Source organism: Brucepastera parasyntrophica, assembly GCF_022376835.1.
In the GTDB taxonomy this organism is placed as follows: domain Bacteria; phylum Spirochaetota; class Spirochaetia; order Treponematales; family Treponemataceae; genus Brucepastera; species Brucepastera parasyntrophica.
Genome location: NZ_CP084606.1, coordinates 239,804 through 262,806, shown reverse-complemented (window position 1 = coordinate 262,806; position 23,003 = coordinate 239,804). Strand labels below are relative to the sequence as shown.

The window sequence follows — 23,003 nt, the reverse complement described above, 5'->3', positions numbered from 1 at the left end:
AGTTCAGATTTCAGGTTTCCAGCCGCCGAATATTTATGCTCATTAACAGTCCGATTGCAAGAGCTGCTGTCCAGAGAGAAGATCCTCCGTATGAAAGGAATAGCAGCGGTATACCGGTGATAGGCATCATACCCATAACCATTCCTATATTCACCATAAAATGAAAGAAAAACATTGCGACAATTCCGGTCGCTATCAATGATCCGAAATTATCCGAAGTCTTTTTTATTATTACAATACAACGGGCAAAAATAATAGCATAAAGAAGAAAAACTACCATACCTCCGATAAATCCCCATTCTTCAGAAAGTATACTGAAAATAAAGTCTGTACTCTGCTGGGGAAGAAACCGGTAATGACTCTGGGTCCCTTTTAAAAAGCCCATTCCCCAAAGCCCGCCTGAACCGATTGCGGTAATGGACTGAATTATATTCCACCCCGATCCGAGAGGATCCACATTCGGATCAAGGAATACGATGAGGCGCATAATCTGGTAATCTTTCATTACATGCCCGGCCCCCTTTGAGGCCAAAAGCGAAACTATCAGAATTCCCGTTACATATACGATCCAGTAGTAATACTTTACTTTAAAAACCATCCACCCGATAAGCGACAGAATGGCAATTGATGATAAAACAATAAGAGTAATCAGAAAGAATCTTGTTTCAGTCAGGATTCGTACAAATGGAACAGACTGCTGATATATATTTGTTTCCCATAAAGGCAAAACAGTAAAAATAATAGCCAGCAATCCGCCAAAAAGAACCATTCCGAGATACCGCAGCGGAATCCCGCCGATAAAACACATGGCGAGAAAAATGGGTATATACACGGAGGCCGTACCGAGATCAGGCTGGGCCAGAATTAGCAGCATCGGAATACCCATAATTATCCCCGATTTTACAAACCGTGCAAGCTGTGACTCCGTCTGAGCCGATTTATTCAGATAGTGGGCAAGAAATAAAATAAAAAGAGTTTTGAAAATTCCGACGGCTGAATACCAAGCTCACCGATACCTATCCAGCTTTTTGCACCATTGACATACCTGCCGAAAATAAGGGTATATACGAGAACTGCAATAATCCCGATATACAGAAAAAACATTCTGTCCGCAAATCTGCGGTAATCCAGCATTGTTATAACAATAAGAAGCGCAACGCCTGTTATTCCCCATACTATCTGTTTTATATACTCATTTGATACGGAAACCCCGTCAGAATTTATTCCTGAAGAATAAATGAATAAAATACCGATTACGGTTAAACAGATAACCGATAAGAAAAGCATATAATCAAAATAAGTAATATTTCTGAACTTCATTCCTGCCTGCCTCTAGGGGTCGCTATTTGGTTTAAACCAAGTTCCGCAACAGCTTCTTCATAGGTCTGGTCTGCAAAAATCCCCTGAAAAATGATATTTGTTGCATAGGGAGCCCACCATTCCCAGGGATTACTTGCCTCAACCATTACAACGACAACAATCATGTCTTCGACAGGTGCATCATAAGGACCATAGGCAGCCATCCATGAATGCCATCTGTCAGCATAGCCGACCTCTGCTGTACCTGTTTTTCCTGCTATAGCCACCCGCCTGTTCCGCATGGGAAACTGTGAAGATCCGTCAGTAATAACAAACCGCATATCTTCCCTGACCCTGGCAAAGGAATCGGGAGATATTCTGCTGGTAAAGAGAGCTTCTTTTTTTGTAACTGAAATAACCGCATTGGAAACCGGATCGCGGACTTCTTTTAATAGATATGGCCGGTAAATGGTACCACCGTTGACAATCATCGCAACGGAATTGGCAACCTGCAGCGGCGAGGCTAACATATACCCCTGCCCTATTGACATGTTCATAGTATCGCCGCCAAGCCATTTTTCATGAAACCGCCGCTCTTTCCATTGAGGTGTCGGCACAAAGCCCGCTGTCTGGCTGGGAAGATCGATTTCCGCAGACTGGCCAAAACCGAATTCCCTCGCATATGAAGCGATCCTTTCGACGCCGAGATTATCCCTCCCTGTTACCCAGTAATAAATGTCACAGGATTGGGCGAGCGCATGTTTCATATCAAGCGGTCCGTGTCCGGGCCGGCGGATATGACAGCGGAAAATACGGTCGCCGTATTCTATCTGTCCGGGACAGTCAATTTTTCTGTCAAGAGGTATGGCATTTTCTTCAATTAATGCTGTTGACATAATTATTTTAAATGTTGACGCCGGAGGATAACTTGCGTTAACAACCCGGTTTAATAAAGGATTGTCCTTATCATTCAAAAGACGCTGATATTCTTCAGCAAAATTTTCCTGGCCGAAAAGATTCGGATCAAAATAGGGATAGGAAACCATGCCGAGTATTTCACCTGTCGCTGGTTTCAGGACTATCGCTGATCCGATACGCGCGCCAAGCGCATCTTCCGCCAGAATCTGGATTTTTCTGTCAATTGTAAGTACAAGGTTCTTGCCCATTTCGGGCGGCATAATGGATACACTGTTTTCAATGTACCGTCCCTTAACATCGACAGTCCGGTATTCAAAACCGTCAACACCCCGGAGCGTTTCATCATATTGTTTTTCAATGCCCGCCTTACCGATTATACTATTGGTAGTATAACCCTTATTGTAAAACAGTTTTAATTCTTCCCTTGTAATATCACCCACATAACCGAGAATATGGGAAAAAGAACCGGTTTCCACATAGCTTCTGATCGGCTTGGAATGCCATGAAACTCCGGGAAGCTCGTCAATATTTTCTGCTATATTGGTTATAACGCTGTAGGGAATATTCGCTTTTAATTCAACTGTCTGAAAAGAACGCCGTATGGACGCGGGGATTTTTCTTTCTATAGCTGTAACAGTCATATCAAGAAACCCGGCAAGTCTTGAAACAACGGTTGAAAATTGCTCGGAAGGAATTTCTCCGGGGATAACATCTACCGCGAAAGAATCAATATTAAGAACCATGGGAACGGTTCCATTGCGGTCAAAAATCTCGCCCCGCTGGGCCGATATTTTTTTTGAGCGCTGCGAAATTGTCTGGGACTGTTTGCGGTATACATCGCCCTGTAGTATCTGCATTGAAAACAGTTTAAATCCGTATATCACAATTACCGAAAAAAGTAATACCGCCAGTATTTTTATTCTCAGGGAACGCTGATCATTTCCGGTCATCAGCTTTTTTCTCCGGAGATAAATAATGACGGAAACAGACCCAAAATAGCAAATATAATAGGAGCGCAGATTGCATTTTCCAGCATTTCGATCCAGAACACAAATCCGTTCAGACGGTATAGCAGAATATCAGATCCGAAAAACAGCGAGAGAATCCATGTCAGAACCATCTTTAAAAATGTAGCGCCTGCGCCCAGTAAAAACGGCAGGAAAATACGGTCAATATTGAACGATCCCGCAAATTTCCCAGAAATAAAACCGGTTATTGTTTTGGTCATTGCATTCAGGCCAAGCGGCGACGCGGAAAGAAAATCGAGCATCAGTCCTGAAATAAAGCCGGTAGTGCTTCCTATTGCGGCCGAGTTATGAAAAGAAACATACACAATAACCAGAAGAACAAGATCAGGTATTACGGGAAGAAACGCCAGATTGGAAAGGATGGCAGCCTCAAACAGCGAAAAAAGAAAACAGTAATGCTTGTCCATAACACGACCCTTCCCATTTAATCATCCTCCGACTGAGAAACATTCATATCAAGAACAAACACATTTTCAAGCCGTGAAAAATCAATTATTGGTTCTATATCCAGTTCAAGAGAAGTTTCATAATCAATGCCGCGTATTCCGGAAACAAAACCGACAGGAATATCCTTGGGGAAATTGTTATTTTCACCGGAAGTAAGCACCATTTCACCGATAACCATTTCTTCTCTTGCCCGTTTTTTTACATATTTCATGATTAATGTCGCATCGGGATTTCCCTGTCCGTTTATCAAGCCATCGAACCGGCTTGTCTCCAGTCTGGTCGAAACATAGCTTTGATAATCATATATGGGCATTATCAGACTGGTACTTCTTCCCACCTGCACAACTTTTCCGACAAGCCCGGTATTGCTTCCCTGGAAAGAAACCACAGGCATATTTTTCCTTATGCCGTGTCTTGATCCGCGGTTTATAGTAATACCTGAATACAGATTATTCGGATCGCGTCCGATAATTTCTGCGGGAATATTTTTTTGCGGCAAAGAATCGGAAAACCCAAGCAGTTCTTTCAGTTTTTCATTTTCCGCGCGGATATCGGCATTTGAACGCTGCAGCAATTCATAATCTTCAAGCCGTACGATAAGTTCGTTATATTTTGTTTTCAGCTCGGATAATTCCTTAATGGCCGAAACAGTCCCGGTAAAAAAAGAAGTAACAGAATATACACCCTTTTGTACGCCGGACATAAGAGAAAAACCTATTTGTTTGAAATTGACAACAAAACCGCCGCTCGTAAACGCAAGAAGAATCCCTGATACCAGGAGATAAATTGCAAGAAGAAAAAAATCCTGATTAAACCTGAAAGATTTCCGTTTCCGCTGCATTAGTTATTCAGACTATCATAAATACTTCGGTCTATCGACATATCCTTGAATATGTCGTAGAACTGTCCTGCGCCGATTGCAACACAATCCATGGGCTTTTCTGCAAGAATAACCGGAACACCGGTTTCTTTCGAAATGAGTTTCGGAAGACCTTTCAGCAGGGCGCCTCCGCCCGTCATAACAATACCGCGTTCCACAATGTCCGCCGCGAGTTCGGGCGGGGTCTGGGCAAGCGTCCGCTTTATTTCTTCCACAATCTGGGTTATCGGATCTTTAAGCGCTTCACGTACTTCAACAGAATCTATTTCAAGTCTTCTGGGAAGTCCTGTTATGGCGTCTGTTCCCTTTATTTCAACTTTTTCTATATGTTTTTCTGGAGCGGCATTTCCGATTTCAACTTTGAGACGTTCCGCAGTCTGCTCTCCTATTATCAGATTATGGACTGACCGGACATGCTTAATAATCGCCTGATCGAATTCATCCCCGCCGAGGCGGATCGCATTTGTAACAACCATACCGCCAAGTGATATAACCGAAACTTCCGTGGTCCCGCCTCCTATATCACAAATCATATGTCCCGCAGGCTCATGTATGGGTATCTGAGCGCCAATTGCCGCCGCTAATGATTCCTCTATTACATGGACCTCACGTGCTCCCGCCTTATAAGCGCTTTCCTTAACGGCGCGGTTCTCAACATCAGTTATGCAGCTTGGGATTCCGATTACCATACGGGGTTTTATCAGACCATGCCTGGGCATGATCTTGGAAACAAAATAACGGATCATTTTTTCCGTTGTATCCATATCTGCAATAACGCCGTCTTTGAGCGGACGAATGGCGATAATATTGCCGGGTGTTTTCCACAACATTCTCTTGGCTTCCGCGCCAACAGCTACAACCCTTTTAGTCCCGCGTTCAACAGCTACAACCGAAGGTTCATTTACAACAATGCCCCTTCCGTGAATATAAATAAGCGTATTGCATGTACCCAAATCAATGCCAATATCAGCCGAAAGACTTTTAAAAAACCCCATATCCGGAAGCTCCTTTACAATATCTATAAGCAAACTTATAAATTAAGTTTCTGACGGGCGCCGGGATGAACCGGATTTAATCTGATGGCGCGGCGCCACTCTGCGCGTGCGCGGACCAGATCCCCCTGATTTTCATATATTACACCAAGACCATAATGCGCGTCAGCAGAATTCTCATCTTTTTCGAGAATTAAGTCGAATTCTTTTTTCGCATCTTCAATGTCGCCCTCGAAAAAAAGAATTTCCCCCAGCATGTATCTGCATTTGAGCTGAAGCACCTCATCGTTTGTTGTTCTGATTGTTTCCAGTAAATACTGTTTTGATTTTTCAATATCACCTATATTATTATAATTCTGGGCTATAGTATACAGCAGTAAATCTGAAGGTTTTTTCGCAAGGGCCTCGGTGAAAGCGTCAATCGCAATCTCATACTCGCCAAGCTGGGCAGCAGCGAGACCGCGGAATTCCTGCAAATCATCATATTGGAGACCGGCGCTGTCAGCATAGTCAAGGTATTTCATGGCGAGATCGGAATAATAATGGCCCCGATGATAATATGCTTTTCCCAGAATATATGAAATCTGAGGTTTTTCCGTATCGGATACCCGATACCAGGCCTTCCTCAAATTGGTTATTGACGAATCAAGATACATATACGCTGCCGAAGGCTCTGTCTGCCCGACATACATATAATATGCCGCGAAACCATTCAGAGCAAGGGCTTCCCCGTCCAGAGGACGTTTATTAAGAATCAGCGAGGTATTTTTATATACGGATTCATAATCCTGATTATTCCAGTCTGCATACACGGATGAAATTGACGGAAGTGAAGCCCTGCTGCTTCTGAAATAAAAAACACCTATCAAAACAATAGTTACAATCAGGATACCCAGTATAAGGAAAAGTATTCCTAAATTAAAAATCGAATGCCGTGAAGTAAGAAGGTATTTTTTTTCATAAAATATATTTACAACCTCACAATAAAATACTCCGCCGCAGGACAGCAGAATATTTTTCTCTCCCGAGGAATCAGTCTCGGGTTTAATACCATGGAACCTGCAAAAACTAACATTTTTTAGTTTTTTTTAAAAGCCGCCGCTGATCAGGGCAGACCTGCGGTCTGAGGGTATTAAACCCTCGCCTCGAATAAAAAAAGCAGAGAGCAATAAGCCGGATTCTGTATGCCGCGCTGATTCCGTCAGGAACAGCACAGCCGGAAACCATCTATCTTCAGAATATCTGTTGCCAGATATTTTTTGCAGTCAACCCGTAAAATCGGGTTTTCCGTAAAACGGAAAACCCATGGGTCGGAAAACCCTTTTACTGCTTGACCTTGCTCCTGATGAGGTTTGCCATACCGCTTCCGTTACCGGATGCGTGGTGGGCTCTTACCCCGCCTTTTCACCCTTACCGGCAAAAAACCGGCGGTATTTTTTCTGTGGCACTGTCTGTCGGCGGTCCCTTATGAAACCGCCGCCCGGCCGTTAGCCGGCATCATTTCCGAAGGAGCCCGGACTTTCCTCTGACAGCCATCAGACTATCAGCGGTTTCCACTGCTCTCTGCCATTAATCTTCATAATCCATTTTATCATCATCAAGGTCGCTGTCATCGTCAGCGTCTTCCCCGTCGCCTTCTTCATCATCCATAAAATCATCGAGATCTGCAAGGCTTCCGGCGTCCTCTTCATTAAAGAATACATCTTCACCATCGGCGGATTCAAGATAGAACAGAATGCGGCTGCAATAGGGACAATAAACAATCTTGTCGCCTACCCTGACTTCATTGGCGAATTGCGCCGGAAGGATCATATGGCAGCCGGTACATACATTCCCATGGATCGCTACGATACCGATTCCCTGTTTACTCTTGATAATACGTTCAAGCTTGAATTTGGTTTCAGGATTAAGACCCGGAGAAACCGCCTCTTCAGCCTCTTTCAAATCGTTTAATTCCTTGTTCATTGCTTCAATTTCTTCGGATAATTTGACCTTTCTTTCATTCAGTTCTTCTTCCTGCTGTGCAATGAGTGCTTCTTCTCTTTTCAGATCTTCCTTTAATTCCTGGAAAGTTCTGTCTTCTTTCTGGATTTCCTTGCGTACGGTCTGTTCACGTTCGCCCGCTTCGCGGATTTCCTTATCAAGGGCTTCATATTCTCTTTGAGTGGTAATAGTATCCATTGCCTTTTCGGCCTTTTCGCGGGCGCCCTCGGCATCAAATAATTCCATTTTCAGTGTTGTAAGATTGTGCCGGGTTTTTTCATACAATTCGTTTTTCTCAATATAGCCTTTCTTAAGGCGGGCCAGAAGTTCTTCCTGCGTTGAAAGAAGTTTAGGGGCATCATTAATAGCTGTTTCGACCTTATTCTTTTGTGCAAGAATATCCTGCAGCGTCTTCAGTTTTTCCAGAACCTCTGTCATTACCATGTGTGTTTCTCCCATATTTATTTCCTTAATCAGTTGAGGCGATTTCAAAATGGCAGATTTTGAAATCGCTACTCTATATGTAATGTAGAAAATGTGTTTAACACACTTTCGAGAGAGTCAATTTCAAAACTAACCGAGTTTTGAAATTGACTCAGTTGTCAAGATAATCCTTAAGTTTACGGCTTCTCCGCGGATGGCGCAGTCTTCTTAATGCCTTTGCCTCGATTTGGCGTATACGTTCACGGGTAACATTAAAATACAGTCCCACTTCTTCGAGGGTAAGGGAATAGCCGTCATCAAGACCGAACCTCATTTTTAATACTTCCTGTTCCCTCGGAGGCAATGTTGAAAGTACGGACCGGAGCTGTTCCTGCAAAAGCATAAAGGCCGTCTGATTGGCCGGATTTTCCACATCCTTATCTTCAATAAAATCGCCGAGAAGGGAATCTTCTTCTTCACCAATGGGCGTTTCAAGTGAAATGGGCTCCCGCGCAACATTCTTTACCTGTTTTACCCTGCTGACATTCCAGCCAAGCTGTTCGGCTATTTCTTCATCGGTAGGCTCCCTTCCGAGACGCTGCATAAGCTGCCGTGATTCCCGCACAACCTTGTTTATCTGTTCAATCATATGGACAGGTACACGGATTGTCCTTGCCTGGTCCGAAATTGAACGGGTTATCGCCTGCCTGATCCACCAGGTAGCGTAAGTCGAAAACTTGTATCCCTTGCGGTATTCGAATTTTTCAACGGCCTTGATAAGACCTATATTGCCTTCCTGGACGAGGTCAAAAAAATGAAGGCCGCGGTTTGTATATTTTTTTGCAATTGAAACAACCAGCCTGAGGTTAGCGTTAATGAGGCGGTCCTTGGCATTTTTCATAGTTACGCGGCCGTAGTGTATTTCACGGGTCATGGACATGATTTCTTCAACCGTGTTTTCAAAATCATACTCAAGCTTTCTCAGCTTGCGGTTTATGACCTGGATCTGGGTATAAATTTCCTTTATTTCGTTGGCGGTAATTCCGAGTTCCTGCTCAAGTTTTGTCCGTTCACGCGGAATCGCTATCCGTTTTCCCAGATTGCGGAGTTCCCCGTAATCTGAAATGCGCAGTTCCTTTTCCTTTTTTTCCTGCCGCCGCCGGTATTCCTTTATTTTACGGGTCGCTTCTATAAATTTTTCCGAAAACCTGTCAATTTCTTCGGACTGAATATCTGTTTCCTGTAAAATAGGGAGAATACGCTCACGCAGTTCAAGCAGCTCGGGATCATCATATACACTTGCCGTCTGGTCGCGCTCATACAGGCGTTTTTTCAGAAGCATATACTGTTTGATGTCCGGAAGCACCGCTTTCAGGCTTTCTCCGTATAATTGTTTTAACCGGCGTTTTTCAGCCATTTCTTCATTCAATTCTTTCCGGGGTTTGTTGCTTTCATGGGGATCGATTTTTGAAAAGGCCTTTTGCGCTATGCCGTAAAATTCAGGAATAATCATCCCTGAATTTTTTATGACATTCTTGATAATATTCTCACCCTTCTCCATTTTTTTGGAAAGTTCTACTTCCTGTTCCGCAGAAAGCAGATTTTCTTTCCCTATTTCACGGAGATAAAGCCTTATGGGGTCATCGATTGAGGCGTCTTTTTCATTGTTGTAAACCAGCCGTTTCCGGTCAGGTTCGTTATTCTTTTTATCCTGATCCCTTGTTTCATCTTCACCGGAAGCGTCTTCTTCCAGAAGCTGAATTTTCTTTTGTTCAAGAAGTACAAGAATCTGATCCATTTTTTCCGAATTCAAAATTGATTCGGGAAGCAGATCATTCAATTCATCCCAACTCAGGACTTTTTTTCTTTTGCATACTCAAACAATTTAATAACAGCTGGATCGAGCTCAAGATCCGTCATTCGTTCGTGTCCTTCATTTTTGTTAATTCTTCATCGATAGACTGTTTTTCAGTCATCATTTCCCTGAGAGAAGTCATATCATCCATAGTAGTACCTGAAAACAGATTCATCCGGGCTACAAGCCTGTTTTTTTTCTTTTCCAGATTGTTCCGTCTGATCAATAATATGCTGTCCTCTATAATTTTTTGTGTATTTTCGGCAAATTCTCCGTTTGTAACCGTTTCGGTAATCAATTTCCGGAGATTTTCACCCTCACACCGGGCAAGAAGATTGTCATAACTTACCGAATCAGTACGGTAACATTCTTCCAATGCGATAAAAAGTTCTTTTGCAACAGGTGTTTCAAAATCATCGGAAGACAGGCTTGCGCGCATTAGCGGGAAAAACGACTGGTTGGCCGCAACGGCCAGAACCGCCCGCAATTCCGCATTTCTTCTAATTTGCTGGCTTTCCGCACGAGAGGATGTTTCTTTTCCGTTTTGGGATCTTACGGATTGCGGCTGCTTTCTGTTATTATAATCGGACAGCAGCGCCTTTTCACTTATTCCAAACGCGGTGGAAAGCCTGTGTATTGTTGACTCCCTTTGAATATCAGATTCCAGTACCTCAATATATGGAAATAATAAGGCTGAGGCTCTGGTTTTTCCTTCAGGATTACCTATATCAAAACGTTTTTCCGCATTTTCAATAAGGTAATCAATATCCAATATAGACATTTTAAGAAGTTTTTTCAATGCTTCCGGGCCCTCATTTTGTAAAATATCCGCAGGGTCTTTGCCGTTTTTTATGCTTATTATGCGGACATCAAAGGAAAACGAACGGCACAGAAGAATTGCCTTGAAGGTCGCCTTGTTTCCGGCCTCATCCGAGTCAAATGACAAGTAGACGGTTTCGGCAAAGGATCGGACCAGTTTTGCCTGTTCGCCGGTAAAAGCGGTACCCAGAGGGGCAACCGCGTTGGTTATTCCTGCCTGGTGCCAGGCGAGTACATCCATATATCCTTCGCAGAAAATAACCGATTTTGTCGTGCGTATTTCCGGAAGCGCAAGATCAAAGGCAAAAAGCGTTTCGCCTTTTTTGAATTGGGGTAAATCGCCCGAATTCAGGTATTTCGGTCCGTCCCCTTCCAGAATCCGGCCGCCGAATGCTACAGTCTGGCCCCGCCGGTCCCGTATCGGAAATATCAGCCGGTTTGAAAAAAAAGCGCTTTCGGGATTTTTCCGTGAAAACAGTCCCGATTTTACAAGAAATTCGGGAGAATATCCTTTTTTTTCAGAAACTGAAAAAGCCAGCGCCTGTCTTCAGGAGCAAAACCCAACTGGAATTTCTCGATTATTTCGGGCGCAACTTTGCGTGATTCAAGATAACGGCGGGCCTTTTCTCCCTGGGGCGTTTTGTCAAGAATATAATGGAAACTCCCGGCAACCCTGCTGTACAGTTCCATAAGCAGTTCTCTGGTATTATCTCTCGGGGTTTCAGTTCCGTCCGGTGTTCCTTCGTATATGACTTCAACCCCGGTTTTTCTGGCAAGTGTTTCAACCGCTTCGACAAAAGACAGTTTTTCCATTTCCATGATAAATGTTATAACACTGCCGCTCTGACCGCAGCCAAAACAATAAAACAGATTGCTTTCGGGTGTTATGTTAAAAGACGGGGTTTTTTCATTGTGAAAGGGACAGCAGCCCCACCAGTTACTGCCCCGCTGTTCAAGGCGGGTATATTCGCCGACAATTTCCACCATGTTTACCCGTTTGTTTATTTCATCAATTGTGGCGCTGCTGATTCGTTTCATTAATTTCCGGCTGCCCTTTTGACCGTGAGATTCCGTCCTGCGGAAACATGCTCATCAAGGGAACGGGTAAAGGTATGGGCGCCGGATTCTGAGTCGGTAAGCCGGAAATACAGATAATTTGTTTTTGCCGGATTAAAGGCCGCGTTCAGGGCAATAAGTCCGGGATTGGAAATGGGTGAAGGCGGTAATCCTGCCCATAGATACGTATTATAATCACTCCTGATTTCCAGATCACGGTCATAGAGGCGTACCGGATGAGGGAGTCCCTGGATTTCCGTTATAATATATTCAATTGTGGCACAGGATTGCAGGCCCATCCCTATTTTAAGCCGGTTGGCAAATACGCTCGCAATAAGAGGCGCTTCTTCCCGGATTTGGTATTCCCGCTCAACAATGCTGGCCAGAATTACCTTCTCATACAATTCCTTCGGATTTTCGGGAACATTTTCGATCCTGGACAGCTTCTGAAAAAAGTTTCCACCATACGTATAACAACTGAATCAGCCGTTTCGTTATACGGAAAAAAATAGGTATCAGGAAAAAGAAAGCCTTCAGCAGTTTTTCCTGCAATGTCCAGATTCGCGAGCAGTTCGGGATTTGATGCGGCCTGTATGAACTCATCAGCCGTAACGACCCCGGCGTTTTCAAGATGTACCGCCGTTTTCCCCAGTGTAAGTCCTTCGGGTATGGTTATTCTGATGAGGACCTGTTTTCCTTCACTCAGAATGCGAAGGTTTTCTATTGCCGAATAGGCTGGCGACAGACTGAAGGTCCCGGCCTGGAAGGTCATATTTTTGATACGGGCGTAGTAATATACAAAGTCGGCGGACCTGACAAGCGACTCGGCGGCAAGATCATCGGCAATTGCCCGGACGGAAGCCCCCCGCGCAATGCTGAAAAGCTTTTCCTGCCCGGTATCCGGAGACACTGAACTCAGGGGGCTGTTCAGGATAAAAAACGAGGCCGAAATACCAAATATGATTACTAAAACAATACTCAACAGAACAACAGCAACTTTACTTTTCATTAAAAAAATCTTCTGCCTCTTCTATTGTCATTAACTGGTAGATATAGTTTTCAAGACATCCAAAAAAAAACTCCAGATTCGGGGCAATAACTTCTTCCTGTTTTCTGAGAACACGAAGGAGTTCCTTTGCTTCATCAGTATCAAAGGAGTAAGCAAAAGCATTATTTTCGTTCATACTATTAAATCGAGGCCCTCCTGCGCGATTTCTATTTCCAGATTGTTTCCGGAAGCGCCTCTGTGCCACTCGGCGGACTGCTTTAAGGTATACAGTTTTTTATCCGAATACCTGGGTTCATGATGGAAAAAAACAAGCTTTTTTATCTGCCAGAATAAGGCAAAGTCCACGGCCAGGGAAAAGGCCGAATGTCCCCAGCCTTTTTTTCTGCTTGCCTCACTTACCGTATACTGGGCGTCAATAATCAGAATATCGGCGTTGCCGAAAAATGACCTGTTCTCTTCATTCTGCTCAAAATTATCACGGCTGATTTCCGTATCAGTACAGTAAATTATTTTTTTTCCTTTTTCCTGTATCGAGTACGCCGTACAGCCTCCGGGATGATTTACGCGGTACCACCCTACTACACTGGTGCCGATACGGAACTTGGTCGTATCCGGATCAAGATATATGAATTTCATGGCGGCGCCGAATCCTCCCGGTCCGAGCATCGGTATCGGGAAGTAAGGATGGGTCATCTGCGCGCTCAGAATATTCTCGAAATCGGGATTTGTGCTGTAAAAAATAATTCTGTTATTTGTCTTGTAAGCCTGGTTAAAAAAAGGAAGTCCCTGGATATGATCCCAGTGAAAATGGGAAAAAATGATATGATAGGTTTTGCCGTTTTCAAAGCCTTCCCGCCGGTCAATATCGGCGCCAAGTTCCCTCAGCCCGCTCCCCGCGTCAAGAATAATACAGTCGCCGTTGGCATTTTCCACTTCAACACAGGCTGTATTTCCTCCGACTGTTCCGAAAAGCCATTCGGGCAGAGACGCCAGAAATTTTTCCCTGCTGTCCGCAGAGACAACATCCCTGGCCGTTATGCGCTGTACAACCGCCGCAATACGGTTTTGTATCTGAACGGAGGATAAGGGTGTAGGTATGGAGCCTCTGACTCCCCAAAATCGAACACGCATTTTTTCACCTTTAATTTATAGTATCGCCAGTTTTCCTGCGTATATACGGCTCCTGTCTTCTTTTTTGCATCATATTTTCAATTTCAGCAGAGGTATATATTTTTCCGCTGTTAATTCCCCGACAGTCCTGCGCGTTTATATTCCACCAGTCTTCATCAGACAGCAGGGATATCCAGAAAGGATAGGATGAACACTGATACGGCCGGGACTCATATGCAATACATCCGTTATCCCACAGTATGCAGTCATAATTTTCCTTTTCCTGCAGACACAGATATTCATATCCGTCATTTTTTAAAACCCATCTGCAGAAACCGGAAATAAATGCATCTGTATCTAATGTAGACCATTTTACCAGTTTTTCCAAATCCTGTGATGAAAGATTTACAATTCCGGGCTCAAATCTGCAGCATGAAGAACATCTTTGGCATTCAAAGCGAAGACCGTTATGGTAAAAAGGTATGTTCATTCCGGTTTTGCTCCTGGATATGCCGTTCCGGTACAAAAAAAGCCTTCCCAGACAAGGAAGGCTTTTGGGGAGACAAGGATTCGAACCTTGGAAGGCTGAGCCAACAGATTTACAGTCTGCCCCCTTTGACCGCTCGGGAATCTCCCCCTGAAAACGCCGGTTAAACAGCACAGCCAACTCAGGGATTCGAACCCTGGACCCCGAGATTACAAATCACGTGCTCTGGCCAGCTGAGCTAAGTTGGCATTGCGAATGAATGGAAATCTATAGGATTTCCCAAAAAATGTCAAGTACAGTTTTATAAAAGTAGCCGGCAATAAAATGACTATTACTAAAGTCCCTTTTCCGGTCTTGCTAAATCATTTGTTTTAAGAAATATACCGATAATGGTTAATAGACCCGGCAGATGACCGGAATTTATATATTATAAGAGAGAATCATATGGAAAAACCGCTAAGCCCTGCGCTGAAAAAAAGGATTGTACGGTTTCAGCGCGATGAAATCACCGGCAGTATTTTATATGAATATATTGCCGGAAGGCAAAAGAACGCCGTCAATAAAGAAGCTTTTCTGAAAATTGCCGACGCAGAACGAAACCATTATGAAATATGGAAAACCTACACCGGACAGGATATCCGGCCGTCCCGGGTTAAAATTATATTTTTCAAATTCATGAGCCGGATCCTGGGCGATACATTCACCATCAAGTTTTTTGAACAGGGAGAAGATTTCGGCATAAAGGAACTCCGGGAGATTGAAAAGGAAATTCCTGAAGCCATTGCCATTATCAATGATGAAGAGGAACATGAAAGCCAGCTATTATCCATGGTAGATGAAGAGAGGCTGCATTATGTCGGCTCCATGGTGCTGGGATTGAATGACGCCCTTGTTGAACTGACCGGGACTATAGCGGGACTGACTTTTGCCCTGGCTAATACCCGCCTTGTCGCCCTGTCCGCTATTATAACCGGTGTTTCGGCAACCTTATCAATGGCGGCATCAAATTACCTCGCCCAGCGTGCGGACGGAAATGCAAAAGCCTTTAAATCAAGCCTGTATACGGGCATGGCCTATCTGATAACGGTTGCGCTAATGGTTTTGCCCTACCTTCTCCTGCCTAACAGTCTGTATGTAGCGGCCTTTGCAATCATGCTTGCCGTGGTAGTATTAATAATCCTGCTGTTCAATTATTACATCTCTGTTGCCCAGACCCTTCCATTCTTGAAGCGTTTTGCGGAAATGGCTGTTATCAGTTTGAGCGTCGCCGCAATTTCGTTTCTGATAGGCCTGATCGCGAAAAGGCTGCTTGGAATTGATCTCTGATATAGGAACCGCAACTTCACGGGCCCTGTACAGGCCCGGATATTATACTTCAAACAGATAGGATGTGTGCGGCGCGGCGCGGAAAAACAGCGCACCGTCTTTCAGTTCTGCGTTAATAGCCGTTCCGAATACATCCCGGTTTTTCGCGAATCCGGTTTTCCCAAAGGCCTTTATTGGAAGCCGGATTTCCCGTTCCTCATCATCTGTTGAGCATACGGCAATCCAGAGCTGCTCGGCGGTAAAACGGGCATAGGCAAAAACATAGTTGTCGTCGCTGAGGATTTTGAACCCTCCTGTTGTAAAAGCCTCGTTTCCCGTTTTAATGTGGGCAAGGCTTTCGTACAGGTGATAATAATCACCTTTTTCAAAATCCCTGTTCCAGGGCATCGGATACCGGCATCCTTCCACATCCTCATAACGCCCGTCTATTTCAGCTTCATCGCCATAGTATACATTGGTCCCTCCGGGAAGCGTAAAAAGCATGATAACCGCCCCCCGGTACTCGCTGAAAAGAACAGCGGGATTGTTGTGAAGCCTGGGAACGTCATGGCTGTCCAGCAGATTGAACTGGTTTTCCTGGATAACTGTCGGAAGCTTGGCAAGATGCTCCATAATGCGGCTATGCAAATCCCGGGCTGTCATTTTGTACGGAATGTTCCGCAGGGAAGGATGGCGGCGGTTAAAAAGATCACAGTCTCCAAGAAATTCCCGTACCGGCCTGGCGCAGCCATAGTAATTCATTGGGGAATCCCATTCATCGCCCTGAAGGAATTCAGGGCAGTCGCTCCAGTCCTCTGCAAGAATATAGGCTTCCGTATTTGCGCTTTTTATGCTTTTGCGGATTTCGGGCCAGATTTCATGGTGAAGCTGAATTTCATTGTTCCGGCCCATGGTATCCGCGACATCAAACCGCCATCCGTCAATATTATACGGGGGGTTGAGCCATTTTTTTACAAGGGAATCTTCCGAGCCGTAAATAATATCCCGTAACTCGGGAGAAGTATAATTCAGGGTCGGCAGGGTCTCTGTATCCCACCACGCTTTATATGAATTATTGTCCCCGAAAAAATAATAGTTCCGTTCTTTTGCGTCAGGATTATTATAGGCGCCGATAGATTTATCAAAAAAAGTACCGTCGCGGTTAAACCATTTATTGGCAATACCTGTATGATTTATTGAAACATCCAGAATGATTCTAATACCGTTTTCATGCAGGGCTTTTGTCAGCTCCGCAAAGGCGGTATCCCCTCCCAGGTGGGGATCAACCGAAAAATAATCAAGACAGTCATATTTATGGACAGTCGCGGCATAAAATATGGGATTCAGATATAATGCGGTAATGCCTAATTTTTTCAAATAAGGAATCTTTTGTATTATTCCCTCAAGATCTCCTCCGTAAAAATCCAGACAGAATGCTTTATCATATTTTTCCGGAACTGCGTTCCAGTTATCTATATGCTGGGTTTTATGCCCGTCAAAGGAATATTCCCCGTTTTTGACATCATTTTCCGGATTTCCATTATAAAAGCGATCAGGAAAGATCTGGTAAAATACGGCGCTCCGGACCCATTCAGGCTGTTCGTAATCAACAAGAATTTTAAAATCATAGGTTTCGTCAGGTATATATGTAGTAATCTGCAATTGGGTGTAATAATAAAGGGCCTTGTCTGTTGCCAGATAAAACTGGTAATGCAAAACATCTTCATACAGGGTGACTTCTACCGAAAAATATACCAGGCCATTTTCCGTCCGGGCTTTTTTCATTGAGATGAGCTGTTCTACCCCATTTAATTTTGTTCTGAAAATTACGTCCTTTACCGGCGCATCTTCATACATCCTGATAAAAATAGTAACTTGTTCCCCGCGTTTTGGCAGCGGATTGCTTACAAAATATTTTGTCCCATCCGAATAGACGCTTTCAAGCCATTTTTCCATAAATATACTCCTTAAGTTACATTTCTTATATAAAGAATTAGCTGATACTTGAACCAATTTCAAAACCCGGTTAGTTTTGAAATCGCCTCACTTATCAGAAAACACTTACAACCGGAAACAGTCAAATAATGCAGATTATTTGGCTATATATACCTCCGGCGATTTTGCCTCATTTTTTTTGTAGATTTCTTTATATAGGGGGATATACTTTTCTGAAATAATAGTGTCCCAGTTACAATATCTCCTGACATAGTCAGAAGCGAAGGCGATCATTTTCCGGTATTCAGTTAAGGCGGCGCAGCCCTCTCCTCCCGCCTTAACAACCGGACGGCAAACATTCAGGATTGTTTCGGCAAGTATGTACGGATGTTCTTCAGGTGACTGCGTCCGGTATAAAAAACCGTTCTGTCCGTCAAGAATTTTCTGCAGCCCGCCGACCGCATGGGCAATCGGCAGGGTCCCATATATCTGGCCGATATAGTCTTCAAGTCCGCAGGGTTCAAAAAGACTGGGCAGAATTATAAAATCTGCGGCGGCTACAACCAGCCTCGCAAGAGACCGTTCATATCCATTCATAAACAGAAAACGTCCCGGATATTCAGACGCTGTTTGCGTGAGCATGTCTTCAAGACCCGGGTCCCCCTGTCCAAGCACCACAAATCTGCTTTCCGCAAGGGTATCGAGAACCATTCTGGCAGAACGTTCGAGGACATCAATTCCCTTTTGCCAGGCAAGCCTTCCGTGATATACACAATAAACCGCTCCGGGATCATATTCCATATTGCCGTACGTTTTTATTGTTGGAATACTGCTGAGCGCATCCAGAGCCCAGAGGAAACGTTCCCGGCATTTGTATTTCCCTGCCAGATCACCGCTTTCCGGATTAAACTGGACAGGCAGGAGCGAATTAATGATATCAACAGGATCATAACGGTAAAAATCAATACCGTTTGTTATTCCCGTAATCCGTATTCCCCGTCTTTCCAGTTCGCCCGACAATCCCTGGGTAATATCATCAAAAGAACGGCTTGTCAGTTCATCGGCGTACCAGGGAGAAACCGTGGTAAGCGTTCCGTATTCTGCGGCGAGCAAAAACGGTTCTATGTTCCCGTTCAGCATGGCTTTTTGGAGTATTGATTCAGGAAAACCGGTTATGGATGAGGCGCAGGAAAGCCCTCCGCTTATTTCCTGCCGGTAGCCCGGGCCCGCGTTGTGAATGGTAACGGCGGAAGCTGTTTTGCTGAAGATATCTGAATACCCGGACTCTGTCCGTATAAGGGCTGGCAGAAAAGCTGTATGCGCGTCCTGTCCGTGCAGAATATCCGGGGCTGTACCTCTTATGCGGGCATATTCAAGAACTGCTTTTTGAAACAGCATATTCATTGTATGAACATCGGAATGGCCTTTTCCCCGGACAGCTCCAGGAATTACCCCGACTTCTTCTTCAGTATATACATATACATCATGTTTTTCGGCAAAAATGGGAGATTCAATAAAAATGATATCAACGCCATGAAGAATGGTTTCAGAAAAGGAAACGGGATATGTCCGGTCGTTAATCCGTACTTCCCCGGAAAAGAGCGGATTGCTTGAAAGACTTACTGATCCGTACCGGGGAATAAACACGGTAACGTTTTCTTTTTGGGATACCAGTCCTTCGGCAAGGGAACAGGCTACATTTTTTACTCCGCCCGCTTCGGCAATTCCCGCATATTCACGGGTAACCAGCCATATTTTTTCAATTTGTTGACTCATATTCTCGGCCCTATTTATTTTTTCGGAATATCCGGGCGGAGAATTTCTGCTCCGTTCATATAGATATGATCCGGCTGGATTTCGGCGTAACAGGTAAGGAGTATTCTGATTACTCCGGGAAGTGCTCCTTCTATTTCAGGTTCGGCTGTACAAAAAAGCGGCACGGAAGCAGCCATTCCGGCATTCCGCAGGGCTGTTGCAGGATTCAGAACGGTTAAATCGCCGGTAACGGAAAAAAGGACGGATACAATATCTGGCTCCGGAATTGAATTTTTTTCAATAATTTCCCTGTATAAACCGGGAACCAGTTCAGAAATGGATTTCTTTGTGTTCTCACAGCAGACAGCGCCGCGTACTGCAAATAAGCGATGTATTGGAGTCATTATTCTGTATTTATTTTAGGGGGACATAATTCATTTGTCAATAATATCTTTATATATTGTCATTCATAAATGATAACTTCACTGTATTAGCTTAAAGAGAGTGTTTCACCCCTTTAAGCTTGCGATAACCGGGGTGGTGCACAGTTTGATTACCAAAGTACCGCCACAAAGGTGTTTGCGGAGTGAAATTGTTCACTTTTCACCGGAACCAGCCGCCGTATCAGCGGCTTTTTTATTTACCGGCTGGCGGCAGATTAGCTGAAGATAATATGACATTATTGCTGAAGGTCTATATCCCAGCGTTCTTCTAAAACAGGTACACCCCAATCAGAGTTTTTTCTGGTTTCTATTATTTTAAATCCGGCTTTTTTATATAAATGCCTTGCGGCTTCCTGTATACTGACTGTCCATAGGAAAACATGCGTATAGCCTTTTTCCCTGCAAAAGCCAAGCGCCTTGTCCAGCAGCCGCTGTCCCGCGCCCAAACCTCTCAATTCAGGCTCCAGAAAAAATATCTGAGCTGAGCGGCATTTTTCTTTGTATTTTTAATTGCAACACACCCCGCCCGTTTACCATTGCATTCCAATATAAACATACAGTCTTTTTCAGATCTAAATGTATTAACAAATGACAAAACACCCTGTGTTATATATTTCTTCCATATTTCTGACGTAAAGTGCCGTTCGGTTTCGTATAATGAAAGCTGTCTGTCAATTACATATTCAATATCCGCTTCTTCATAAGGGCGTATACGTAAATCTGCGGCCGCAATCGTCAGATATTTTTTTACCGTATTCATGGCAGCTATCACTTTTTCGCAATCCGCGTCATGTAATGTTTGCAGCATTTTTTCCACTTGTCCATTCGAACGTTCACTTAATTGCTGATACAGGCCAATTCCCGAATCCGATAGCCTGATTTCGATACTGCGCCCATCAGAGTTGCTTGCAGAACGCAGGATAAGGCCACGTTTTTCCAATTTGGAGATTATGCGGCTCATATAGCTTCTGTCCATATCTAATAATGAACAGAGCTGATTCGCGGTGCAATGTTCTGTTCTGCTGATTTCAAAAATAATCCGGGCTTCCGCAAGAGAATAGCCGGAATCCAAAATATGTTTATCCAATAACCCTAAAATTTTTGTATAAAATCTGTTGAACTCCCGTACATCTGTTATGGTATCCGCTCTATTCACAAGTTCATCCCTATAAGTATTGTGGACTATATCAACAATTATATTATTGATAGTGGACGATATCAACATAATCCTTCCGGTAATGAACTATACACAGGATGAAATATTCATAGAACCTTGACATAATATCTCTATTTAAACAGAAATCTGTATGTTTGAAAGGGCCTCTGACGTATAATCATGGCTGGTAATTTTTATTTCCTCCGAACCCCTGGGCACAAAAAGCACAAATTTTTCAGTTGCCCGCCCATTTTCATATCTTGTTTTGTAGATAAAGGTAAAATATGTACCGGATCCTGAGGTGCTTGCTACCGAATTTATTGACCATGACTCCAGTTCGGCTGAAAGTAAGGGCCAAGAATAATACCGGTTGTAGTAAATTTTTCTGCAAACTCTTCTTCCGAAGTTGAACTGAAAAATGATTCGGAATAATAGGGCGCAAGCAACCGGAAATCCTGCAATTTTACTGTTTCAAAAAAGGCATCCATAAAAAGCCAGGGCTTCATTTCTTGATATTTTGCTCCCCCCGATACAGCCGGAAAACAGACAGAAGCTCATAATTACTGCCGCGAATATTTTTCGTTTCATCCTTACTTCCCCGTTTATATTGGTGAATCGGTCCGTACTTTTTCTACGGCTCGTCACTGCCCTCTCTGATTATTAGTGTCTCGCTGTCAATCGGAATAGTTTCATGCATAAACCTTAAATGAGTAAGCGTAATTTCCGGCGGTACTGAAACCGTAATGGTCCGGAGAGACTTCCCTGCCGGAATAACAGAGTCATTGTAGTTCTGGGTTTTTACCGCATACACACGGTAGTCATCATCGCCTGCGAGGAGATATTTATTATTGACCAGGTCGTGAAAATACATCTTGCGTTCCAGAGGATTGGCGTTATCGAGAAGAATATCGAAGGTATAATCTTTATGCGTTTCATATTCAGCGCATTCCGCCGATCTGATACTGATTGTTACTCTTTCGAAATTTTCAAGAAGCTTTTTATCCCAGTTTTTTTCGAAATTTGAAATAGTGGAAACAAGTCCGAGTGAAAGCAGATTTCCGGCCTCATCAAGTATCTCATATCTGTCAGGAGATGAGATAAAATCTTCTATCTGTTCCTTGCCGGTTTTCGGAGTCTCTTTTGTCTTTCCCAGAAATCTTTCCGAAACCATGGACGTTGTGAGAAAGGCTGCGGCTACACCGAATCCTATAAACAAGACAAAAGAAACAATAAGGAAAATTGCCCGGGGCTTTTTCTTGTCTTCTTTTTTCTGCATTTCAGCCAGTACCAGCAAAATTACCGCTGTGACCGTGCAAAAAAAGATATAATTGTAAAAAATACGGTTATTCCCAGTACTACCATAACAATCTCCCTGTTTACACTATTTATTTTCAGGATTACGGCCAGTTCATAAAAAACTGTCTGATATCCCTGCCGTTGAGTTCAGCACTATTCTATCATAAGTCAGGGTTATTTACAGTAAAAAAAGACAGCCGGCGTGTCTTTCACTGGACCGGACAGGATTATATCAGTACGGTACATCCCGGACCCGCTTAATCCCGATACAGTTATTCTTCATACGAATTTCCGGCCCGTTCTATCATTATCGCTTTCATATATTCCGACTGATTCAGCAGATTATATACTTTTAGTTTTTCTTCTTCACTGCATCCTATCAGAATTTTTATTCGAGGCGAGGGTTTAATACCCCAGACCGAAGGTTTGCCTGCTCTGCGTGGTTTTTACAAAAACGTTAGTTTTTGTAAGTTCCATGGTATTAAACCCGAGACCAATTCCACAGGAGAGAAAAATACCTCGTTGCTCTGCGGCGAGGTATTTTATTTCGGAATCCTTTTTAAGCAAATCTATTATACAGACAACAGCATCAATTTTCCCGTTACCGGCGGTACCTACAAAAATATCTATGCCATTATTATCCATGGACCTGGTATTGGTTATATATCCATAATCAACCTGATAAATCAGGTCCGGATATTTCGGGTGACGGCTGCCCTTCGGTCTGTCAATTATTATCTCGTTTTCACTTATTAATTTTTCCAGTGAATTCCAGAATAACCCATCATATTTCATACATATTCCTAA

21 protein-coding genes, 2 tRNA genes, 1 other RNA gene and 3 pseudogenes are annotated in these 23,003 nt (G+C 43.6%); 1 reads left to right on the top strand and 26 read right to left on the bottom strand.

Features of this window, described 5'->3' with window-relative positions:
• Positions 1-10: 10 nt before the first annotated feature.
• The 18 genes and pseudogenes from rodA to K7I13_RS01185 all read right to left on the bottom strand — a co-directional run bounded on the left by rodA (position 11) and on the right by K7I13_RS01185 (position 14,554).
• A pseudogene (gene rodA / locus K7I13_RS01270) lies at positions 11-1,320 on the bottom strand (rod shape-determining protein RodA).
• Entirely contained in the window at positions 1,317-3,167 is a 1,851-nt protein-coding gene (gene mrdA, locus K7I13_RS01265; protein ID WP_255947343.1) for a penicillin-binding protein 2, read from the bottom strand. Before mrdA ends, rodA begins: the two are co-directional and overlap by 4 nt.
• On the bottom strand, positions 3,167-3,652 hold the full coding sequence (gene mreD, locus K7I13_RS01260; protein WP_255947342.1) for a rod shape-determining protein MreD: 486 nt from the start codon (positions 3,650-3,652) through the stop codon (positions 3,167-3,169). The genes mrdA and mreD overlap by 1 nt, the downstream gene beginning before the upstream one ends.
• A gap of 17 nt (positions 3,653-3,669) precedes the next feature.
• On the bottom strand, positions 3,670-4,533 hold the full coding sequence (mreC, locus tag K7I13_RS01255) for a rod shape-determining protein MreC (RefSeq protein ID WP_255947341.1): 864 nt from the start codon (positions 4,531-4,533) through the stop codon (positions 3,670-3,672).
• On the bottom strand, positions 4,533-5,567 hold the full coding sequence (locus tag K7I13_RS01250) for a rod shape-determining protein (RefSeq protein WP_255947331.1): 1,035 nt from the start codon (positions 5,565-5,567) through the stop codon (positions 4,533-4,535). The genes mreC and K7I13_RS01250 overlap by 1 nt, the downstream gene beginning before the upstream one ends.
• A gap of 35 nt (positions 5,568-5,602) precedes the next feature.
• Complete coding sequence (locus K7I13_RS01245; protein WP_255947329.1) at positions 5,603-6,433, bottom strand: tetratricopeptide repeat protein; 831 nt, start codon at positions 6,431-6,433, stop codon at positions 5,603-5,605.
• Between the two features lie 285 nt (positions 6,434-6,718).
• An RNA gene (gene rnpB / locus K7I13_RS01240) (RNase P RNA component class A) lies at positions 6,719-7,131 on the bottom strand.
• Between the two features lie 2 nt (positions 7,132-7,133).
• Positions 7,134-8,006 carry a zinc ribbon domain-containing protein gene (locus K7I13_RS01235; protein ID WP_255947328.1) on the bottom strand — a complete coding sequence of 291 codons (873 nt, stop codon included), beginning with the start codon at positions 8,004-8,006 and terminating at the stop codon, positions 7,134-7,136.
• Positions 8,007-8,142: 136 nt separating this feature from the next.
• Positions 8,143-9,890 (bottom strand): annotated as a pseudogene (gene rpoD, locus K7I13_RS01230) (RNA polymerase sigma factor RpoD).
• Entirely contained in the window at positions 9,887-10,885 is a 999-nt protein-coding gene (locus K7I13_RS01225; RefSeq protein WP_255949392.1) for a toprim domain-containing protein, read from the bottom strand. Before K7I13_RS01225 ends, rpoD begins: the two are co-directional and overlap by 4 nt.
• Before the next feature lie 108 nt (positions 10,886-10,993).
• A pseudogene (locus K7I13_RS01220) lies at positions 10,994-11,631 on the bottom strand (DNA primase); the annotation flags it as partial.
• 50 nt (positions 11,632-11,681) lie between these two features.
• A complete protein-coding gene (gene mltG, locus K7I13_RS01215) occupies positions 11,682-12,104 on the bottom strand; it encodes an endolytic transglycosylase MltG (RefSeq protein WP_255947327.1) in 423 nt (140 codons plus the stop codon).
• The gene (locus K7I13_RS01210; RefSeq protein ID WP_255947326.1) at positions 12,089-12,709 is read right to left on the bottom strand and encodes an endolytic transglycosylase MltG; all 621 of its coding nucleotides are present in this window, start codon (positions 12,707-12,709) and stop codon (positions 12,089-12,091) included. Before K7I13_RS01210 ends, mltG begins: the two co-directional genes overlap by 16 nt.
• Positions 12,699-12,884: a hypothetical protein gene (locus K7I13_RS01205; RefSeq protein WP_255947325.1), complete on the bottom strand. Its 186-nt coding sequence runs from the start codon at positions 12,882-12,884 to the stop codon at positions 12,699-12,701. Before K7I13_RS01205 ends, K7I13_RS01210 begins: the two co-directional genes overlap by 11 nt.
• The gene (locus tag K7I13_RS01200; RefSeq protein ID WP_255947324.1) at positions 12,881-13,840 is read right to left on the bottom strand and encodes an MBL fold metallo-hydrolase; all 960 of its coding nucleotides are present in this window, start codon (positions 13,838-13,840) and stop codon (positions 12,881-12,883) included. Before K7I13_RS01200 ends, K7I13_RS01205 begins: the two co-directional genes overlap by 4 nt.
• A 10-nt stretch (positions 13,841-13,850) precedes the next feature.
• Positions 13,851-14,309 (bottom strand): YkgJ family cysteine cluster protein, encoded by a 459-nt coding sequence (locus tag K7I13_RS01195; RefSeq protein ID WP_255947323.1) that lies wholly within the window; start codon positions 14,307-14,309, stop codon positions 13,851-13,853.
• A 65-nt stretch (positions 14,310-14,374) separates the two neighbouring features.
• A tRNA-Tyr gene (locus tag K7I13_RS01190) sits at positions 14,375-14,456 on the bottom strand.
• Positions 14,457-14,480: 24 nt separating this feature from the next.
• Positions 14,481-14,554, bottom strand: a tRNA-Thr gene (locus K7I13_RS01185).
• Positions 14,555-14,750: 196 nt separating this feature from the next.
• On the opposite strand from K7I13_RS01185, the gene K7I13_RS01180 reads away from it, so the two are divergent.
• Positions 14,751-15,632 (top strand): VIT1/CCC1 transporter family protein, encoded by an 882-nt coding sequence (locus tag K7I13_RS01180; RefSeq protein ID WP_255947322.1) that lies wholly within the window; start codon positions 14,751-14,753, stop codon positions 15,630-15,632.
• A gap of 42 nt (positions 15,633-15,674) precedes the next feature.
• On the opposite strand, the gene K7I13_RS01175 is transcribed toward K7I13_RS01180, so the two are convergent.
• The 8 genes from K7I13_RS01175 to K7I13_RS01140 form a co-directional block, all read right to left on the bottom strand.
• Positions 15,675-17,567, bottom strand: coding sequence for an alpha-amylase family glycosyl hydrolase (locus tag K7I13_RS01175; RefSeq protein ID WP_255947320.1), 1,893 nt, complete (start codon positions 17,565-17,567; stop codon positions 15,675-15,677).
• Between the two features lie 135 nt (positions 17,568-17,702).
• Positions 17,703-19,322 carry a glycogen synthase gene (locus tag K7I13_RS01170; RefSeq protein WP_255947318.1) on the bottom strand — a complete coding sequence of 540 codons (1,620 nt, stop codon included), beginning with the start codon at positions 19,320-19,322 and terminating at the stop codon, positions 17,703-17,705.
• 14 nt (positions 19,323-19,336) lie between these two features.
• On the bottom strand, positions 19,337-19,705 hold the full coding sequence (aroH, locus tag K7I13_RS01165) for a chorismate mutase (RefSeq protein ID WP_255947316.1): 369 nt from the start codon (positions 19,703-19,705) through the stop codon (positions 19,337-19,339).
• A 275-nt stretch (positions 19,706-19,980) separates the two neighbouring features.
• On the bottom strand, positions 19,981-20,199 hold the full coding sequence (locus K7I13_RS01160; protein ID WP_255947314.1) for a GNAT family N-acetyltransferase: 219 nt from the start codon (positions 20,197-20,199) through the stop codon (positions 19,981-19,983).
• Positions 20,196-20,816 carry a MarR family winged helix-turn-helix transcriptional regulator gene (locus tag K7I13_RS01155; protein WP_255947313.1) on the bottom strand — a complete coding sequence of 207 codons (621 nt, stop codon included), beginning with the start codon at positions 20,814-20,816 and terminating at the stop codon, positions 20,196-20,198. Before K7I13_RS01155 ends, K7I13_RS01160 begins: the two co-directional genes overlap by 4 nt.
• Positions 20,817-21,217: 401 nt before the next feature.
• A complete protein-coding gene (locus tag K7I13_RS01150; RefSeq protein WP_255947312.1) occupies positions 21,218-21,406 on the bottom strand; it encodes a hypothetical protein in 189 nt (62 codons plus the stop codon).
• A 125-nt stretch (positions 21,407-21,531) separates the two neighbouring features.
• Positions 21,532-22,194, bottom strand: a complete 663-nt coding sequence (locus K7I13_RS01145; protein WP_255947311.1) for a hypothetical protein — start codon at positions 22,192-22,194, stop codon at positions 21,532-21,534.
• Positions 22,195-22,601: 407 nt separating this feature from the next.
• Positions 22,602-22,991, bottom strand: a complete 390-nt coding sequence (locus K7I13_RS01140) for a hypothetical protein (RefSeq protein ID WP_255947310.1) — start codon at positions 22,989-22,991, stop codon at positions 22,602-22,604.
• Positions 22,992-23,003 lie beyond the last annotated feature (12 nt).